Genomic DNA, 17307 nt, shown 5'->3' on the forward strand with positions numbered 1-17307 from the left:
CGCAGTGCTCATGCGCAGCAGCTCGTTGCGCGCCTTCCGTCCCAAGCGGTTTGTCGTGAAGCTGAATTAACCCCGCCATGGACTGTCAGCTACCCGGTAAGCCGACGGACTTGTTTCAGCAGCCAACGTCGGCTCTGCGCCTGAGGCGCACCGCTTGAAAAGGAGAACGCAGATGGAGGCAGCCAACGGCGCCCGCCCACGTACGATCAACCCACCGGTGTTCTACACCGCCGCCGCCTTGATTCTGGTCCTGGTCGTTTTCGCCGCCGCCGCGCCTGAGGTGGCGCAGAGCCTGTTCGGCCAGATCCAGGCGTGGATCATCGCCAACGTCAGTTGGTTCTACATCTTGACCGTTGCCATCATTCTGCTCAGCGTGGTGTTCCTCGCGGTCAGTCGCTATGGCGATATCAAACTCGGCCCTGACCACAGCGAGCCGGATTATCGCAATTTCACCTGGTTCGCCATGCTGTTCTCCGCGGGCATGGGCATCGGCCTGATGTTCTTCGGCGTCGCCGAGCCGGTGATGCATTTCATCGATCCGCCAAGGGGCGACCCGGAAACGGTTACCGCGGCCAAGGAGGCGATGAAGATCACCTTCTTTCACTGGGGCCTGCACGCCTGGTCGATCTACGCCATCGTCGCCCTGATCCTGGCGTTCTTCAGCTACCGCCACGGCTTGCCGCTGACCTTGCGCTCCGCGCTGTATCCGCTGATCGGCGAGCGCATTTACGGGCCGATTGGGCATGCGGTGGATATTTTCGCGATCATCGGCACCGTACTGGGCGTGGCCACCTCGCTGGGGTTGGGCGTGTCGCAGATCAACAGCGGGTTGAACCATCTGTTCGGCCTGCCGGTGAGCGTAACGGTGCAGGTGGGGTTGATCATCGGCACCTGTCTGCTGGCCACCGTGTCAGTGGCCAGCGGCCTGGACAAGGGCATTCGCCTGCTGTCCGAAGGCAATCTGGTGCTCGCGCTTATCCTGCTGCTGTTTGTGCTGGTTCTCGGCCCAACCGTGTTTCTGCTGCAGGCCTACGTGCAGAACACCGGCGCTTACCTGTCGGAAATCGTCAACAAGACCTTCAACCTGTATGCCTACGAACCGACCGACTGGATCGGCGGCTGGACGCTGTTCTACTGGGGCTGGTGGATCGCCTGGTCGCCGTTCGTGGGGATGTTCATCGCGCGGATTTCCCGAGGCCGGACGATTCGCGAATTCATCAGCGGTGTGCTGCTGGTGCCGGCCGGCTTCACCCTGTTGTGGATGACGGTGTTCGGTGACGGCGCGCTGCACCTGATTCTGGTGGACGGCGTGCGCAGCCTCGCCGACACGGTGAACCAGGACAGTTCCCTGGCGCTGTTCGCCTTTCTCGAACAGTTTCCCCTGAGCGGTGCGGTGTCGATGATCGCCATCGCCATGGTGGTGGTGTTTTTCGTTACCTCGGCGGACTCCGGGGCCCTGGTGGTGGACCTGCTAGCCTCCGGCGGGCAGGACCGGACGCCTGTTTGGCAACGCATCTTCTGGTCGTCATTGATGGGCGTGGTGGCCATCGCACTGTTGCTCGCCGATGGTTTGACGGCGCTGCAGACCGCGACCATTGCCAGCGCCTTGCCGTTTTCGATCATCATCCTGGTTGCGATCTGGGGCCTGTTCAAGGCACTCAAGCTGGACGCCACCAAGCGCGGGATTCGTTTCCAGTCGATTAGCCTGTCGCGGCCAGAAGGACGCTCGACGGAAGGCTGGCAGCGGCGCTTGCGCAGCATGGTGATGATGCCGCGACGGGCCGACGTGACGACCTTTCTCAATGAGGTGGTGCAGCCCGCCTGCGATGCGGTAGCGGATGAGCTGCGCCAGCAGGGCTTCGAGGTCACCCTCAGTCGCGGCGATGACGGCCGTGTCAGCCTGCAGGTTCAGCACGGCAGCGAGCTGGATTTCCTGTATGCCGTGCGTCCACGCGCATTCGCCCAGCCAAGCTTCGCCCTGCGCGACGCCAATCCCGACGAGGAGGCGCGCAAGTATTTCCGGGCCGAGGTGTACCTTAATGAGGGCGGACAGGACTACGACATCATGGGCTGGAGCCGTGATGGAGTGATCGGCGACATTCTCGATCAGTACGAGCGCCACCGATATTACCTGCACGTGGTGCGCTGATCGTCATGCGCCGAATCTAGATGCTCGGGACCTCCGCCGAACACGCCAATGGACGTGTTCGGCACTGCCGGTAAAGTGCGTGGCTGGCCAGTTCAGTCGTCGCTTGCAATGTAGCGCTTCTGGCAACCTTCGCAGAAATAGCTTTGCCGGTTGGTCAGGCCCAGCTTGGCTTTTACCAATGGGATCTGGCAGCGTGGACACGTCCCCTGCCGGTGCGCCTGCCAGTGTTGTTTGAGCACGAACGCCTTCTTCCATTTCAGGAAGTCGAAGGCGTATTGATGGGTCTCGGTGACCAGCTCCTGCAGCTTGGCGGCGGGTAACGCGCCAAGCTTGGTCATCGGGTGCACCTTGATGCGAAACAGCACCTCGTTTTTGAAGATGTTGCCGGCGCCGGCGAATATCTGCTGATCGAGGATCGCGTCGCATGCCAGTGTCCCCGGCATGCCTTGCAGTTTTTCCAGTGCGCGGCCGGCGTCCCACTGCTCGGACATGATGTCGGTGCGCCAGTCGTAGCGCTGCTCGAGCGGCTCTTCGATCAGCTCGACCGAGCAACCATAGAAATTCAGCTCGCCGTTATCGAAGCCCAGGCTCAGGCGTGGCGTGGCTTCCTTGCGTTCGTCGATGCGGTAGCTGCCAAACAGCAGCAGGTGGATGCGAACCGAAGCGTCTTCCAGTTCAATCAGGAAGTGTTTGCCCCAGCTGCGCAGCGAGCGCACGGTCTGGCCAAGCAGTCGGTTGAGATCGACCTTGCTGTTGCCCTCGACGCGAAGGATTTTGTGGCCGGAAAACTGCGCGGTTTCTTCGCGCAAGATGACGATACTGGGACCTTCGGGCATATCTTGGCTCTCTTGATTGGCCACGGGGTAGATGCTGGATAGACCGCCGCGCTGGCAGCGGAGTTGCGACTAAATCTCTCGGTCAGGCGGCGCGAAGCCGGGTTCGGGCGGGAAGGGGTTGGCGCTGGTCCGTCAGTTGATGAGAAACTGTTGCGTTTGTTGGCGCCGACAGTCTTCAGCAAGCGCGAGCGCACTCGATTTATCGGCAGGAGGTGCAGACGTATGCCGTTTACCCGCAGACAGATTCTTGCCGGCCTGGCGGGGCTGGGCGTGGTTGGTCTGGGCGCTGGCGGTGCTCGGTACTGGCTGGGCCGGCCGCTGGTGGCGGCCGAATACGATTACCAGCTGATCGCTGCGCCGCTCGATCTGGAGTTGGTGCCTGGCCACATCACGCCAGCCTGGGCCTATGGTGGTCAGGCGCCGGGCACCGAGCTGCGGGCCAGGCAGGGCGAATGGCTGCGGGTGCGCTTCATCAATCGGCTCGATGTGCCCACGACCATTCACTGGCACGGTATTCGGTTGCCGCTGGAAATGGACGGCGTGCCCTACGTGTCCCAAGCGCCGGTATTGCCCGGCGAGTATTTCGATTACCAGTTCAAGACGCTGGATGCGGGCAGCTTCTGGTATCACCCGCATGTCGCCAGTGGCGAGCAACTGGGCCGCGGGTTGGTCGGTGCCTTGATCGTCGAGGAGCGTGAGCCCAGCGGTTTTAAGCATGAGCGCACGCTCAACCTGAAGAGCTGGCATATCGACTCGCAGGGTGCATTCACTGATTTCAGCGTACCGCGCGAGGCGGCCCGCGGTGGTACGCCGGGGCGCCTTAGCACTGTGAACGGCGAGCATGCGCCCACACTTGATCTGCCTGCCGGGCAGGTGGTGCGCCTGCGCGTGCTGAACCTGGACAATACCTGGACCTATCGCCTCAACCTGCCGGACGCCGATGCCCGCATTTACGCCCTGGACGGCAATCCGGTGGCGCCGCGACCGTTGGGCGAGGCTTACTGGTTGGGCCCCGGCATGCGCATCGAGCTCGGGCTGAAGGTGCCGGCTGCGGGCACGCAGCTGTCGTTGCGCAACGGGCCGTTGCGCCTGGCCACCTTGCGCGCAGTCGGCGCAGATACCACGCCCGCCGAGTGGCCGCCGGCTTTGCCGGCCAACCCGATTGCCGAGCCCGATCTGGCCAGTGCCGAAACCCTGCGGTTCAATTTCGAATGGGCCGGCGCCGTCTCCACCGGGTTGGCGCAAGGTGCGGCCCACAGCTTCTGGCAGATCAACGGCGAGGCCTGGGACATCAACGACAAGACGTGCGCCGACCGGCCGATTGCGCGACTGCAGTTGGGCAAGAGCTATATCTTCGAGCTGCGCAACCTGAGCCAGTACCAGCACCCGATCCACTTGCACGGGATGACCTTCAAGGTGTTGCGCTCGAATCGCAAGACGATCATTCCTTATTTCACCGACACCTATTTATTGGGCAAGAACGAGCGCGCCCAGGTAGCGCTGGTTGCCGACAATCCGGGGGTGTGGATGTTTCACTGCCACGTGATTGACCATATGGAAACCGGCCTGATGGCCTCCATCGAGGTGGCGTAGGGTGCTGGCTCTGCGCAGGCTTCGCGGTATTTCTCTCGACGGAGTCGAGTCATGAAAAGACCTCAGATCATCGACCGCAGCCAGGATGCGCACTTCATGCGCGAGGCGCTGGCATTGGCCGCCGAAGGCGCGGTGCTTGGCGAGGTGCCGGTCGGCGCCGTGCTGGTGCGGGAGGGCGCGATCATCGGGCGCGGGTTCAACTGCCCGATCTCCACCCATGATCCCAGCGCCCATGCCGAGATGGTGGCGATCCGGGCAGCGGCACTGGCGGTTGACAACTACCGGCTACCCGGCAGCACGCTGTACGTCACGCTTGAACCCTGCAGCATGTGCGCCGGGTTGATCGTGCATGCGCGGGTAGCGCGCGTGGTATACGGCGCGACCGAGCCCAAGGCCGGTGTGGCGTCGAGCCGTGGCGAGTTTTTCAGTCAGGCGTTTCTCAATCATCGGGTGCTGGTTGAAGGCGGCGTACTGGCCCAGGAATGCAGCACCGCGCTGAGCGAGTTCTTCAAGGCGCGGCGCGAGCAGCGCGAGCCCTAGCGGGCGAGCGCGACTTACAGCGGCGGCAGCTGCTCGTCGGGTTTTTCCTTGTTCACGCCGGGCACGTGCATGTTGCCGACGGCGACCTGGCCGCCCTCGAGCTGAGGTTGCGTGACCCAGGTGAGGATGTCGTAGTAACGGCGGATGTTGCGCACGAAGTGCACGGGCTCGCCGCCGCGGGCATAGCCGTAGCGGGTTTTGCTGTACCACTGCTTTTGCGACAGGCGGGGCAGGATCTTCTGCACATCCAGCCATTTGTTTGGGTCCAGGCCCTCGGCCTCGGTTAACTTGCGCGCATCTTCCAGGTGGCCGCCGCCGATGTTGTAAGCGGCCAGCGCGAACCAGGTGCGGTCTGGCTCCAGAATGCTTTCCGGCAATTGCGCCTTTACATGGACGATGTATTTCGCGCCGCCATCAATGCTTTGCTTAGGGTCCAGGCGGTCGGAGACGCCCATGGCCTGGGCGGTTCGCAAGGTCAGCATCATCAGCCCGCGGACCCCGGTCTTCGACGTGGCAGTCGGCTGCCACAGCGATTCCTGATAGCCCATGGCCGCGAGCAGGCGCCAGTCCAGCTCATTTTTCTGCGCGGCCTGGCGGAAGAACTTCTCGTAGCGGGGCAGGCGTTGCTGCAGGTGTTTGGCAAAGGTGTAGGCGCCAACGTAACCCAAGACATCGACATGGCCGTAATAGCGCGCCTTGAGGCGATCGAGTACGCCGTTCTCATGGGCGCGGCGGATGAATGCATTCACTTCATTGAGCAGCGACGCATCTTCGCCGGGCGCCACGGCCCAGCCCAGGGCCTGCGAATCGCCCAGGTCGAAGGCCACCCGCACGTTGGGGAAGTACACCTGGTTCATCGCCAGCTCGTTCGAATCCACCAGGGTGAGGTCGATCTGGCCTTCATCGACCATGCGCAGCAAATCCACCACTTCCACCGCGGCGGATTCCTCATATTGCAGTTCCGGCAGGTCGCGTTTCAGCTCAGCGAGCTGTTCGGCGTGGCTGCTGCCTTTGAGCACCAGAATGCGTTTGCCGAGCAGGTCTTGAGCGCGGGTCGGTCGGGGCTGGCCGTTGCGGTAGATGATTTGCGGGGTGACTTGCAGATAGGGCAGGGAAAAGCGCGCGGATTGCTTGCGGCCTTCGCTTGCAACCAGTCCTGCGGCTGCCAGTGCCGGCCCGTTTTCCCGGTTCAGGCTGGAAAACAGCTCGTCGAGACTGTCAGCCGTCTCGATCTGCAGTTCCACACCGAGGTCGTCGGCGAAGCGTTTGACCAGCTCGTATTCGAAACCGGTTTCGCCGTTGCGGTCCTGGAAGTATGTAGCCGGGCTGTTGCGGGTGATCACCCGCAGTACACCCTCCGCCTGTACGCGCTCGATTGCACTGGGTTCTTCAGCACAAGCGCCGAGCAGCAGGAGGATTCCGACCGCCGACAGCCAGAGGGCGCAGCGCAAGCGGAACACGGATTGGGCAAACATTGGCGCAGTATACGCAAAGCTTTCAATGTGCCATATCTCGACAGCGGATGGCTTCTCTGCTAGCGCCGCAGCGGGGTTTGATCCTTGTCACGGGTGCCGCGGCGAACGCTTTAGGCTAGAATACGCGGCCTCAAAGTACACCCCCTTCCCAGAGGCTGTCTCCGATGTTGATCCTGCGCGGCGCTCCCGCCCTTTCTGCTTTCCGCCACGGTAAATTGCTTGAGCAACTGACCAGCAACGTACCCGCTGTGACCGGGCTGTATGCCGAGTTTGCGCATTTTGCCGAGGTGACCGGTGTGCTCGGCGCCGATGAAGAGCAGGTGCTGGCCCGGTTGCTGAAGTACGGCCCGAGTGTGCCAGTGCAGGAACCCAGCGGACGGTTGTTCCTGACGGTCCCGCGGTTTGGCACCATCTCGCCCTGGTCGAGCAAGGCCAGCGACATAGCCCGCAACTGCGGGCTGGCGAAGATCCAACGCATCGAGCGCGGCATCGCCTATTACGTCAGTGGCGAGCTGAGCGAAGCGGATGCGCAGCAGGTGGCAGCGTTGCTGCATGACCGCATGACCCAACTGGTGCTCGGCCAGCTGGAAGACGCAGCGGCATTGTTCAGCCACGCTCAGCCCAAGCCGCTGTCCGTTGTGGACGTGCTGGGCGGTGGTCGCGCTGCGCTGGAAAAGGCCAACGTCGAGCTGGGCCTGGCCCTGGCCGAAGACGAGATCGATTACCTGGTCAGCGCCTTCCAGGGCCTCAGGCGCAACCCGCACGACATCGAACTGATGATGTTCGCCCAGGCCAACTCCGAGCATTGCCGGCACAAGATCTTCAATGCCAGCTGGGACATCGACGGCCAGAACCAGGAGAAATCCCTGTTCGGCATGATCAAGAACACCTACCAGATGCACAGCGAAGGCGTGTTGTCCGCATACAAGGACAATGCCTCGGTCATCGTCGGCCACACCGCCGGGCGTTTCTTCCCCAATCCTGAAACCCGCCAGTACGGCGCGGTGCAGGAGCCGGTGCACATCCTGATGAAGGTGGAAACCCACAACCACCCGACGGCCATAGCGCCGTTCCCGGGTGCGTCCACCGGTTCCGGCGGCGAGATTCGCGACGAAGGTGCTACCGGTCGTGGGGCCAAGCCGAAAGCCGGCCTGACCGGTTTCACCGTCTCCAACCTGAACATCCCAGGTTTCGAGCAGCCCTGGGAACAGCCTTACGGCAAGCCCGAGCGCATCGTCACGCCGCTGGACATCATGATCGAGGGTCCGCTGGGCGGTGCCGCGTTCAACAACGAGTTCGGCCGTCCGGCCCTGACCGGTTACTTCCGTACCTTCGAACAAGCGATCAACACGCCCCACGGCGAAGAGGTGCGCGGCTACCACAAGCCGATCATGCTCGCCGGCGGTATGGGCAATATCCGCGAAGAGCACGTGCAGAAGGGCGAGATCACCGTCGGCGCCAAGCTGATCGTGCTCGGTGGCCCGGCCATGCTCATCGGTCTGGGCGGCGGCGCCGCTTCGTCGATGGCCACTGGCGCCAGCTCCGCGGATCTGGATTTCGCCTCGGTACAGCGTGAGAACCCGGAGATGGAACGCCGCTGCCAGGAGGTCATCGACCGCTGCTGGCAGATGGGCGACCAGAATCCCATCGCCTTCATCCATGACGTCGGCGCTGGCGGCATCTCCAACGCCTTCCCGGAACTGGTCAACGATGGCGGCCGTGGCGGACGTTTCGAGCTGCGCAACGTGCCCAACGACGAGCCAGGCATGGCCCCGCACGAGATCTGGAGCAACGAATCCCAGGAACGTTACGTGCTTGCCGTCAGCGCCGTCGACTTCGAGCGCTTCCAGGCCATCTGCGAGCGTGAGCGCTGCCCGTTTGCCGTGGTTGGCGAAGCCACTGCAGAGCCGCAACTGACCGTTACCGACAGCCATTTTGGCAACACGCCGGTGGACATGCCGCTCGAAGTGCTGCTCGGCAAGCCGCCGCGCATGCACCGTTCGGTAACCCGTGAAGCCGAGCTGGGCGACGAGTTCGATGCCAGCGAAGTGGCCATTGATGAAGCCGTCACCCGCGTTCTGCATCACCCTGCCGTGGCCAGCAAGAGCTTCCTGATCACCATCGGCGACCGCACCATCACCGGGTTGGTTGCCCGTGATCAGATGGTAGGCCCGTGGCAGGTGCCGGTGGCCGATTGCGCGGTTACCGCCACCAGCTTCGATGTCTACACCGGCGAAGCCATGGCCATGGGCGAGCGCACCCCGCTGGCGCTGCTGGACGCTGCGGCGTCCGGGCGTATGGCGATTGGCGAAACCCTGACCAATCTGGCTGCGTCGCAGATCGAGAAGATTTCCGACATCAAGCTGTCCGCCAACTGGATGGCCGCTGCCGGCCACCCGGGTGAAGACGCCCGTTTGTACGACACGGTGAGAGCGGTCGGCATGCAGCTGTGCCCTGAGCTCGGCATCACCATCCCGGTGGGCAAGGACTCGATGTCGATGAAGACCAGGTGGAGCGAAGAGGGTACGGAGAAGAGCGTCACCTCGCCGTTATCCTTGATCGTCACCGGCTTTGCGCCGGTCAGCGATATTCGCAAAACCATGACCCCGCAGTTGCGAATGGACAAGGGCGAGACCGACCTGATCCTGATCGACCTGGGTCGCGGGCAGAACCGCATGGGCGCCTCCATCCTCGCCCAGGTCTACGGCAAGCTTGGCCAGAAAGCGCCGGATGTCGACGACGCCGAAGACCTCAAAGCCTTCTTTGCAGTAATCCAGGGCTTGAACGCCGACGGTCGTTTGCTGGCGTACCACGACCGCTCCGATGGCGGGTTGCTGACCACCGTGCTGGAGATGGCGTTTGCCGGCCACTGTGGCCTCAACCTGGCGCTTGACTCGCTGGCGGGCAGCGCCGAAGAGCTGGCGGCGGTGTTGTTCAACGAAGAGCTGGGCGCGGTGATCCAGGTGCACCAGGACGCAACGCCTGAAGTGCTGACCCAGTTCAGCGCAGCAGGTCTGGATTGCGTCGCCGTGATCGGCCAGCCGGTGAACAACGATGAAGTGGCGATTCACTTCAACGACAAGCCGGTCTTTGTTGGCCAGCGTCGCCTGTTGCAGCGGCAGTGGAGTGAAACCAGCTACCGCATTCAGCGCCTGCGCGACAACGCCCAGTGCGCGGACCAGGAATTCGATGTGCTGCTCGAGGAGGACAATCCGGGCCTCAGCATCAAGCTCGGTTTCGACGTCAACCAGGACATCGCTGCTCCCTATATAAAGAAGGGCGTTCGTCCTCAGGTTGCGGTGCTGCGCGAGCAGGGCGTCAACGGCCAGGTGGAAATGGCCGCGGCCTTCGACCGTGCCGGCTTCAACGCCATCGATGTGCATATGAGCGACATTCTCAGTGGCCGTGTCAGCCTGGACGAATTCAAGGGCCTGGTCGCTTGCGGCGGTTTCTCCTACGGTGACGTGCTGGGCGCCGGCGAAGGCTGGGCCAAATCGATCCTGTTTAACAGCCGCGCTCGCGAGGGCTTCCAGGCGTTCTTCGAGCGCAAGGACAGCTTCTCCCTTGGCGTGTGCAACGGGTGCCAGATGATGTCCAACCTGCACGAGCTGATTCCCGGCAGCGAATACTGGCCGCATTTCGTGCGCAACCGTTCCGAGCAGTTCGAAGCCCGAGTGGCGATGGTGCAGGTTCAGGAGTCGGCCTCGATCTTCCTGCGCGGCATGGCCGGTTCGCGCATGCCGATCGCGATTGCCCACGGCGAAGGCCATGCCGAGTTCGAAAGCGAAGAAGCCTTGCTGGAAGCCGACCTGTCGGGTTGCGTGTCCATGCGCTTCATCGACAACCATGGCAAGGTCACCGAAACCTATCCGGCCAACCCCAACGGCTCGCCGCGCGGGATTACCGGCCTGACCAGCCGTGACGGCCGCGTGACCATCATGATGCCGCACCCGGAGCGGGTGTTCCGCGCCGTGCAGAACTCGTGGAAGCCGGACGAGTGGCAGGAAGATGGCGGCTGGCTACGGATGTTCCGCAATGCCCGTGTCTGGGTGGATTGATGGTCGGTGCGCCGGCTGATGCCTGATCAGCCGGCGCCAATCCTGCCCGAGGTGCGCCAGGTCCAGCCTGGCGATTCTCTGCTGTTGTGTCGCTGCGGGCGTTCGCCCAGGCTCCCCGATTGTCTGGCTCCGTGCGCTGATGGGTGTGAACTCAGACCTGTTCGGCCACAGTTGCTCCTGCTCTGTCGCTGTGCCAAGTCCGCTCGCTTGCCTTATTGCGATGGCAGCCATGCACCGCCCGCTAGCGGTTTCAAGGACAGGTGGCGACGCTTTTGGCATGGCTGAACAGCCGGTCCGACTGAGCGCATCTGTCGCCCATATCTGTCGCTTGCAGCTGTAGTGCAAGTGAACGTGCGCGCCCCTGGCGAGTCGAAAACTTCAGGCTGTGATGCCCGCCACTACTAAGGGTGGGGGCAAAATGCCATTATTTTGTGGCATGCTTAGTCAGCTGCCTAGTTTTCCTGCCTGCGGAGATGTTGATGTACAAACTGTGTTTCTACGTCCCGGAAACTCATCTGGACGAGGTCAAAAAAGCCGTATTCGCTGCTGGCGGCGGCCGCATCGGCAACTACGACAGTTGCTGCTGGCAGACCCTGGGCCAGGGTCAGTTCCGACCGCTTGAGGGCAGCCAGCCTTTTATCGGTCAGGTGGGTGCCATCAAGCAGACGGCGGAATGGAAAGTCGAGCTGGTGGTGGCCGATGAGCTGATTCACGAATCCGTCAAGGCGCTGAAAAACAGCCATCCCTACGAGACACCGGCGTTTGAGGTATGGCGGCTCTCTGATATCCAGTTCTGATCGCTATTGTGCGAGAAAAGCAAAGGCGCCCAAGGGCGCCTTTGTTATGTCCGGGTGTTGGCCCTCAGGGCCGTATTTCGATCAGCGTGCCGTCCTTCACCAAACCCCAGACTTCGCGCATGTCGGCATTTTTCATGGCGATGCAGCCTTCAGTCCAGTCGAGAGTATGGAAGAACCATTCGGGGTATTCGTCATCCAGCGGCGTGCCGTGAATCATGATCATGCCGCCTGCCGGTACGCCCTTAGCGCGGGCCTTACTCTGATCACGTGCGTTGGGGTAGGAGATATGCAGCGAGAGCTGGTATTTCTCACTGGTCTTGCGCCAGTCGATCCAATACAGGCCCTCTGGTGTGCGCAGGTCGCCTTCGCGTTCCTTGGCTCCGTCGGGCTGTTTGCCCAGGGAAATTCGATAGGATTTCAGTGGCTGGCCGCGGCTCAGCAGTTGCAGGGTACGTTCGGATTTGACCACCAGGACTTTATCGACCTGTCGTGTTTCCAGGCCTGGCGTAGCGGCTGCCGAAACGGCGCCCGCAACGGAAAAACAGATGAGTGCGAACAACCAGCGCATTGGAGCGTTATCCCACAAAGTTAGAAGTGTTTCGATAATGGGCGCGCAGGGCTTCGAGCGGTTCATTGCGAACCGGGTAGACGTGCTGCTGCCTGTCGGCGAAGTAGCATTCTAAGGTACGGCCTATGGTCGGGAAAGCCAGCTCGGACCAAGGGATCTCCGACTCGAGGAACAGCCGTACGTCGAGGCTTTCCTCGCCTGCGGCGAAGTCCAGGTCGACCAGCTCGGCGCGGAACAGCATATACACCTGATTGATATGCGGCAGATCGAAGAGCGTATACAGACTCAGGTCGCGTACCCGGGCGCAGGCTTCTTCCGCGGTTTCACGGGCGGCGGCTTGCTCGAGGGTTTCGCCGTTTTCCATGAAGCCTGCCGGCAGCGTCCAGTAACCGCGCCTCGGTTCAATGGCGCGGCGGCACAGCAGAACCTGTTCGCCCCATACCGGCAGGCAGCCGGCGACGATTCGCGGGTTCTGGTAATGCACGGTGGTGCAATGGCCGCAGACATGCCGCAGGCGATTGTCGCCGGGTGGGACGAGTTGGGAAACGGGGTTGCCGCAGTGGCTACAGAATTTCATGCCGGTTCCTCGTGGCTGGCCAGATATCTTTGCGCGCCAATGGGCCCTCCGGCAAGCGAATGATCGGTGCTTTGCGCGATGTGCTTTGGCTCGGGACTTGGGCCGCGCGACGCTTTCGTGCAATCATCTGACCCAGAATCGAGACTTGAGAATGCCCATGCTGGACGAGTTGATCCATCGCATGCGGGACTATAGCCCGCGCCTTCTGGAGGCAGAACGCAGCTACCCGGAAGCGGCGGTGCTGATACCCATCACCCGCGGCGATGAGCCAGAAGTGGTCCTGACATTACGCGCCAGCGGCCTGTCGACCCATGGTGGCGAAGTGGCTTTTCCGGGCGGTCGACGCGACCCGGAAGATGCGGACCTTATTCATACGGCGCTGCGCGAAGCCGAGGAAGAAATAGGCCTGCCGCCCGGTCTGGTCGAAGTCATCGGCCCGCTGAGCACGCTGATCTCGCTGCACGGCATTCAGGTCACGCCCTATGTCGGTCTGGTGCCGGATTTCGTCGAGTATCAACCGAACGACGGTGAGATCGCCGCCGTCTTCAGCGTACCGCTGGCGTTTTTTCGCGATGATCCGCGCGAGGCTACGCACCGCATCGACTACTTCGGGCGGAGCTGGTACGTGCCCAGTTACCGCTTCGGCGAATACAAGATCTGGGGGCTTACCGCGATCATGCTGGTTGAGCTGGTCAATCTGATTTACGACGATACCGCCATCGATATGCATGTGCCGCCCGAGCATTTCGTCACGCTCAGGTAAGGCGCCGTACTTTTCCGAGAGGTCACCGAATGAACTATCGCCTGGGTTCCTCCCATGTCGAACTGCACCCCGAAAGCTGGGTCGCGCCCAATGCCACGCTGGTGGGCAAGGTCAAGCTCGATGCCGGCGCGAGCATCTGGTTCAATGCCGTGCTGCGCGGCGATAACGAGCTGATCCATATCGGCGAGAACAGCAACGTGCAGGATGGCACGGTGATGCACACCGACATGGGCTTTGCGCTGAACGTCGGCAAGGGCGTAACCATTGGCCATAACGCCATGTTGCATGGCTGTTCGGTGGGGGATTACAGCCTGGTGGGTATCAATGCGGTCGTGCTCAACGGTGCCAAGATCGGCAAGTACTGCATTATCGGCGCCAACGCGTTGATCGCCGAAGGCAAGGAAATCCCCGACGGCTCGCTGGTGGTTGGCTCGCCCGGCAAGGTGGTGCGCGAGTTGACCGAGGCGCAGAAGAAGATGCTCGAAGCCAGCGCCGCCCATTACGTGCACAACGCCCAGCGCTACGCCCGTGATCTGCAGGAGCAGGGCGATTGACGCAGCCGCAGGAGCGTCCGGTCGCCTCGCCTTGCGTGCATGTCTGCGCATTGGACGATGAGGATATCTGTATCGGCTGCCAGCGCACGGTCGCCGAAATCACCCGCTGGGGTCTGATGGACAACGCCGAGCGCCGTGAGGTGCTGGTGCTCTGCCATACACGCGCGAAAGCTAAAGGCATTCTGCTGTAACTTTCTTGATCAGTTTGAGGATTCACCATGCCCCGTGTCGGAACCCCTTTGTCGCCGAGCGCGACCCGTGTGCTGTTGTGTGGCTCTGGCGAGCTGGGCAAGGAAGTGGTGATCGAGTTGCAACGTCTGGGCGTCGAGGTGATCGCCGTGGATCGCTACGCCAATGCCCCGGCTATGCAGGTGGCCCATCGCAGCCATGTGATCAACATGCTCGACGGCGACGCGCTGCGGGCGGTGATCGAGCTGGAGCAGCCGCACTATATCGTGCCGGAAATTGAAGCCATCGCCACCGCGACCCTGGTCGAGCTGGAGAATGAAGGCTTTACCGTGATTCCCAGCGCCCGTGCGGCGCAACTGACCATGAATCGCGAAGGTATCCGCCGCCTGGCCGCCGAAGAGTTGGGCCTACCGACTTCGCCCTATCGGTTTGCCGACTCCTTCGACGAGTGCCACGCGGCGGTGGAGGCGATTGGTTTTCCCTGCCTGATCAAACCGATTATGAGTTCCTCCGGCAAAGGGCAGTCGGTATTGAAAAGTCTGGATGATCTGCAAGCGGCCTGGGAGTACGCCCAGGCGGGCGGTCGTGCAGGCAAGGGTCGGGTCATCGTCGAAGGTTTTATCGACTTCGATTACGAGATTGCCCTGTTGACGGTACGTCATGCTGGCGGCACCACGTTCTGTGCGCCTGTTGGTCATCGCCAGGTCAAGGGCGATTACCAAGAGTCCTGGCAGCCGCAGCCAATGAGCGCCAAGGCTCAGGCCGAAGCCGAGCGCATCGCTCTGGCGGTTACCGGTTCGCTGGGTGGGCGTGGGCTGTTTGGTGTTGAACTGTTCGTCAAAGGTGATCAGGTGTGGTTCTGTGAGATATCGCCGCGTCCGCATGACACCGGCCTGGTCACCCTGATTTCTCAGGATCTGTCCGAATTCGCCCTGCATGCGCGGGCGATTCTCGGTTTGCCGATTCCGGCGATTCGTCAGTTCGGCCCATCGGCTTCTGCGGTGATATTGGTCGAGGGCGAGTCGCAGCAGGTCAGCTTCGGCAATCTGGGCGCGGCACTGGCCGAGCCGGATACGGCGCTGCGCCTGTTCGGCAAGCCCGAAGTCAGCGGGCAACGGCGCATGGGCGTTGCCCTGGCGCGCGATGAGTCGCTGCAGGCGGCGCGCGCCAAGGCGACCCGTTCGGCCCAGGCGGTAAATGTCACGCTGTGAGCTCGCTGCGTAGCTGGAGCTGGTGGTTGATCTTGCTGGCGGCGCTGCCGCTGGCGTTACCGCTGGCGCTGCTGACGCGCCGGAAAACAGTACGCATGCCTGTCGCGGGTGGACCGCAATCCGGTGTGGCGGGCGCCGAACTGGCCGGCACGCCGCTGCGCTTGCTGGTACTGGGCGAGTCGACTGCTGCCGGTGTGGGAGTGGCCTGCCAGGCGCACGCATTGGTCGGTCAGTTGGCTGGCGCCCTGGCAGCTCGTCATAACCGTCCGGTGAGGTGGCGGGCCTGTGGCGAAAACGGCATCACCGCGGCGCAAGCCTGTCGGCGTCTGCTTCCGCACGTCGAGAACGAGCCGGCTGATCTGGTGCTGCTGGTGTTCGGCGTGAACGACAGCACGGCGCTCAGTTCGCTACGCCGCTGGCGGGAAGCACTGAGCGTCATGGCGCTGCATTTCTCAGCCCGTGGCGCTCAGGTGGTGTTCAGCGCCGTGCCGCCGATCCGGCATTTCAGCGCGTTGCCCTGGGTGTTGCGCTGGTTATTGGGCGCGCGGGCGCAGTTGCTCGACCGTGAACTGCAGCGCATAGCGCCCGTGCTCGGCGCCAGTCACTGCGAGGTAGCGGTGCGTTTCTCTGCGGATTATCTGGCGCCTGACGGTTACCACCCGTCACGCCTGGGCTACCAGCTGTGGGCCGAGGGCCTCAGTCAGGCAATTATTCTGCAGTCGGTTCCGGCTTCGCCTTCGTGCTCGCCTGCCAGACCCTGACGCTTTTCACCCGGTTCTCCGAGGACTGCAGAATTTCCAGGCGATACGGCCCAATCTTCAGGCACACCGCGCTGTCCGGGATGCTTTCCAGGGCTTCGGTGATCAGACCGTTCAGGGTTTTCGGGCCATCGCAGGGCAGGTGCCAGTCAAGCGACTTGTTGACCTCGCGAATGTAGGCTGCGCCATCGATCACCTGGGTACCGTCTTCCTGAGGATGGATGTCGGGGCTGCGCAGGGTGTCCTGATTGCTGAAGTCGCCGACAATTTCTTCGAGGATGTCTTCCAGTGTCACGATGCCGATGACGTCGCCGTACTCGTCGACGACGATGCCGATGCGGCGCTTCTGCTTCTGGAAGTTGATCAGCTGGGTCGACAGCGGAGTGCTTTCCGGCACGAAGTAGGGTTCGTTGCAGGCGCCAACCAGGGCCTCTTTGCTGAGCTGGTTATGGGTCAGCAGCCGAGCGATCTGGCGCATGTGGACGATGCCTTCGATCTGGTTGATATCGTGGCGGAACAGCGGCAGGCGGGTATGGGTCGTTGTGGTCAACTGGTTGATGATGGTTTCCAGGTCATCTTCCAGGTCGATGCCGGTGACTTCGTTGCGCGGGATCATGATGTCGTTCACCGTCACTCGCTCCAGATCGAGAATGCCCAGCAGCATGTTCTGACGGTTCTTCGGCAAGTCGTGGCCGGACTCACGCACCACACTGCGCAGTTCTTCGGTCGTCAGGCTTTCGTCGTTCTTGCTGGCCGGATCAAGGCCAAGCAGCCGGAGCAGGCCGTTGCTGATCCAGCCGAGCAGGATCACCAGCGGGTAGAACAGCTTTTGCAGCAGCAACAGGGGCAGGCTGAACGGATAGGCAACCAGCTCCGGACGCAGTGCGGCCAGGGTTTTTGGGGTGATTTCACCGAAGATCAACAGCGCCAGGGTCAGGCCAATGGTGGCGATGGCAATGCCCGCTTCGCCCCATATCTGCAGAGCCAGGACCGTCGCGATCGAGGAGGCGAGAATGTTGACGAAGTTGTTGCCGATCAGGATGGTGCCCAGCAGCCGGTCCGGTCGGCTCAGCAGGTCGCTGACGCGTTTGGCCCCGCGGTGCCCCTCTTTGGCGAGGTGACGCAAGCGATACCTGTTGAGGCTGAGAATGCCGGTTTCCGAACTGGAGAAGAATGCCGAACAGGCAAGCAGGAAAATCAGCAGGCCGATCAGAAAACCAGGGTGTGCATTGTCCACGG

Annotated in this window: 16 protein-coding genes; 11 read left to right on the forward strand and 5 right to left on the reverse strand. The window is 62.3% G+C overall.

The annotated features are described in order from the left end of the window. Nucleotides 1–172 precede the first annotated feature (172 nt). Entirely contained in the window at nucleotides 173–2149 is a 1977-nt protein-coding gene (locus ACX0MV_RS13460; RefSeq protein WP_458983022.1) for a BCCT family transporter, read from the forward strand. A 92-nt stretch (nucleotides 2150–2241) separates the two neighbouring features. Here the strand turns inward: ACX0MV_RS13460 and ACX0MV_RS13465 are convergent, their stop codons facing one another. Continuing rightward, nucleotides 2242–2985, reverse strand: a complete 744-nt coding sequence (locus ACX0MV_RS13465) for a DNA-formamidopyrimidine glycosylase family protein (protein WP_458983023.1) — start codon at nucleotides 2983–2985, stop codon at nucleotides 2242–2244. Nucleotides 2986–3207: 222 nt separating this feature from the next. Between ACX0MV_RS13465 and ACX0MV_RS13470 the strand changes: the two genes are divergently transcribed. Both ACX0MV_RS13470 and tadA read left to right on the forward strand, forming a co-directional pair. Further along, a complete protein-coding gene (locus tag ACX0MV_RS13470) occupies nucleotides 3208–4578 on the forward strand; it encodes a multicopper oxidase family protein (RefSeq protein ID WP_458983024.1) in 1371 nt (456 codons plus the stop codon). Between the two features lie 51 nt (nucleotides 4579–4629). Continuing rightward, on the forward strand, nucleotides 4630–5118 hold the full coding sequence (gene tadA, locus ACX0MV_RS13475) for a tRNA adenosine(34) deaminase TadA (protein ID WP_458983025.1): 489 nt from the start codon (nucleotides 4630–4632) through the stop codon (nucleotides 5116–5118). 14 nt (nucleotides 5119–5132) lie between these two features. Here tadA and mltF read toward each other — a convergent pair whose 3' ends face one another. Further along, on the reverse strand, nucleotides 5133–6593 hold the full coding sequence (mltF, locus tag ACX0MV_RS13480) for a membrane-bound lytic murein transglycosylase MltF (RefSeq protein WP_458983026.1): 1461 nt from the start codon (nucleotides 6591–6593) through the stop codon (nucleotides 5133–5135). Nucleotides 6594–6757: 164 nt separating this feature from the next. Between mltF and purL the strand changes: the two genes are divergently transcribed. The 3 genes from purL to ACX0MV_RS13495 all read left to right on the forward strand — a co-directional run bounded on the left by purL (nucleotide 6758) and on the right by ACX0MV_RS13495 (nucleotide 11448). After that, nucleotides 6758–10651 (forward strand): phosphoribosylformylglycinamidine synthase, encoded by a 3894-nt coding sequence (gene purL, locus ACX0MV_RS13485; protein WP_458983027.1) that lies wholly within the window; start codon nucleotides 6758–6760, stop codon nucleotides 10649–10651. A gap of 18 nt (nucleotides 10652–10669) precedes the next feature. Then, nucleotides 10670–10936, forward strand: coding sequence for a CDGSH iron-sulfur domain-containing protein (locus ACX0MV_RS13490; protein ID WP_458983203.1), 267 nt, complete (start codon nucleotides 10670–10672; stop codon nucleotides 10934–10936). A gap of 194 nt (nucleotides 10937–11130) precedes the next feature. After that, nucleotides 11131–11448: a YqfO family protein gene (locus ACX0MV_RS13495; protein ID WP_458983028.1), complete on the forward strand. Its 318-nt coding sequence runs from the start codon at nucleotides 11131–11133 to the stop codon at nucleotides 11446–11448. A gap of 64 nt (nucleotides 11449–11512) precedes the next feature. Here ACX0MV_RS13495 and ACX0MV_RS13500 read toward each other — a convergent pair whose 3' ends face one another. Further along, the gene (locus tag ACX0MV_RS13500) at nucleotides 11513–12016 is read right to left on the reverse strand and encodes a L,D-transpeptidase family protein (RefSeq protein WP_458983029.1); all 504 of its coding nucleotides are present in this window, start codon (nucleotides 12014–12016) and stop codon (nucleotides 11513–11515) included. Between the two features lie 7 nt (nucleotides 12017–12023). Then, complete coding sequence (locus ACX0MV_RS13505; protein ID WP_458983030.1) at nucleotides 12024–12593, reverse strand: NUDIX hydrolase; 570 nt, start codon at nucleotides 12591–12593, stop codon at nucleotides 12024–12026. 157 nt (nucleotides 12594–12750) lie between these two features. Here ACX0MV_RS13505 and ACX0MV_RS13510 point away from each other — a divergent pair, with 157 nt between their 5' ends. Genes ACX0MV_RS13510 through ACX0MV_RS13530 form a run of 5 tightly spaced genes read left to right on the forward strand, consistent with a single transcriptional unit; the run spans nucleotide 12751 to nucleotide 16071 of the window. Next, nucleotides 12751–13356 carry a CoA pyrophosphatase gene (locus tag ACX0MV_RS13510; RefSeq protein WP_458983204.1) on the forward strand — a complete coding sequence of 202 codons (606 nt, stop codon included), beginning with the start codon at nucleotides 12751–12753 and terminating at the stop codon, nucleotides 13354–13356. Between the two features lie 29 nt (nucleotides 13357–13385). After that, a complete protein-coding gene (locus tag ACX0MV_RS13515; RefSeq protein ID WP_458983031.1) occupies nucleotides 13386–13910 on the forward strand; it encodes a gamma carbonic anhydrase family protein in 525 nt (174 codons plus the stop codon). Further along, a complete protein-coding gene (locus tag ACX0MV_RS13520) occupies nucleotides 13907–14101 on the forward strand; it encodes a DUF1289 domain-containing protein (protein WP_458983032.1) in 195 nt (64 codons plus the stop codon). The genes ACX0MV_RS13515 and ACX0MV_RS13520 overlap by 4 nt, the downstream gene beginning before the upstream one ends. A gap of 27 nt (nucleotides 14102–14128) precedes the next feature. Beyond that, nucleotides 14129–15310, forward strand: coding sequence for a formate-dependent phosphoribosylglycinamide formyltransferase (gene purT / locus ACX0MV_RS13525; protein ID WP_458983033.1), 1182 nt, complete (start codon nucleotides 14129–14131; stop codon nucleotides 15308–15310). Further along, a complete protein-coding gene (locus tag ACX0MV_RS13530) occupies nucleotides 15307–16071 on the forward strand; it encodes an SGNH/GDSL hydrolase family protein (protein WP_458983034.1) in 765 nt (254 codons plus the stop codon). The genes purT and ACX0MV_RS13530 overlap by 4 nt, the downstream gene beginning before the upstream one ends. Here ACX0MV_RS13530 and ACX0MV_RS13535 read toward each other — a convergent pair. Continuing rightward, a complete protein-coding gene (locus tag ACX0MV_RS13535; RefSeq protein ID WP_458983035.1) occupies nucleotides 16019–17305 on the reverse strand; it encodes an HlyC/CorC family transporter in 1287 nt (428 codons plus the stop codon). The two genes, ACX0MV_RS13530 and ACX0MV_RS13535, sit on opposite strands and share 53 nt — an antisense overlap. Nucleotides 17306–17307: the final 2 nt, after the last annotated feature.

The sequence above is a fragment of the Pseudomonas cistanchae genome (genome assembly GCF_054483635.1).